Annotated in this window: 1 protein-coding gene; it reads right to left on the reverse strand. The window is 46.7% G+C overall.

Annotated features, from left to right (window positions below; all coding sequences use genetic code 11):
• Positions 1-186: 186 nt before the first annotated feature.
• Positions 187-1458 (reverse strand): YccS family putative transporter (yccS, locus tag R8O11_RS24820; protein ID WP_318194556.1); only part of this gene is annotated, 1272 nt, incomplete at its 5' end.

Consider the following 1458-nt stretch of genomic DNA (forward strand, 5'->3'; position numbering starts at 1 on the left):
GATGGTTTTTTGTCCGAGTATTGTCAAGGTGCGTTAAGTGATACGTAAGACTTTTCCTATGAAAGGTAATTTTACCTACTTCGGGTTATCTAAAATTAAAAAAGGGAAGCAAAAGTGCTTCCCTAATTGCATAAAGAACGCGCGTTAAGTCACATGCACCTTTAAGTTAGTCTCTCTAAGGTCGAGTTAGTTCACACGAACGGCAAATTTGCTCGCCAGCGAGTGAAGCTCAGGCAACATGCGATAAATAAGGTGGAGTTGCTGAAGCACCATACGCGCCGAGCTGTCATCCGCATCGCGCCATTCGTTCAAACGCTGCTCAAGTCCCGCATCGTCAATGTTGGATAAATCGCACTCTTCGCAATGTTGGTGTAATTGTTGATGCAATACATCCAAATGCTGGTGGATACAACGGTGAGCATCCAGAACCAGTTTATGAATGGATTCATCTTCGATGCGAGTACGATGGGCACCTAAAGCAGAGCTGTAGCTGAGCATGGCGTGGTTGAGCGTCAGAAAGCGGAAGCTCTCATCGACGGCTGCGCGATACTTACCTGGTTCAGCAAGCATTGTGCTGATTGCTGACGTCAATGTCGCATCATTATTGTGAGCCTGACGACGAGCAATGCGGTAGCTCAGGTTGTCTTTCTTACCGATACGATATTGGCCGATGATCTGATCCAAATACTGTTTATTCGCATCTATCGCATCAGACATCACTTTATGCAGTCTTCTCGATTGCCAGTCAGGTAAAATGAACATCACAGCCGCGACGGCTAGCGCGCAACCAATCAGTGTATCGGCAAGCCGAGGAAGCACCACTGCGTAGCCTTCACCTAACTGGTTGAACAGGAACAAGACTAACAAGGTGATAAATCCGGTCGCGTAGCCGTAGTTGTTCATCCTAAATGCAAAGAACATCACGCCCGAAACAACGATAAACACCAACTGACTTTCTTGAGAAGGGAAGAACGTTAGCAGCGGTACGCCAATCAATAACCCCGCTAAAGTACCGATCACACGAGCCGTAAGTTTTTGGCGCGTTGCACTGTAGTTCGGCTGACACACAAACAGCGTTGTAAGCAAAATCCAGTAACCACGGTCAATATCAAACAGCTGAATGATGCCGTACCCAATAGTAAGCGCAATTGACATACGCAACGCATGTCGAAACAGCATCGAATCTTTATGAAGGTTAGCCGAAATGCGTTGCCACATCGCTTTCAACGTATGTGGGTTAGTATCGGCAAGCGTGTCTTCTTCTAGGCGTTCGGCATCCGGGTTATTGATGTTGTTTAGCTGCTTTTCAACCGTAGCGAGGTTATTGAACAGGTAAGTTAGCTGCATTAACAAACGCTTCCAATGACCTTGTTGCTGCTCTTCCAAATACGCCAGTGAATTTTGTAGTTCTGCCAGAGCCAGAATCGACTCATCGGTGTGAGTGTATTCGTTGCCGAG

The sequence above is a fragment of the Vibrio sp. 1288 genome (assembly GCF_033344475.1).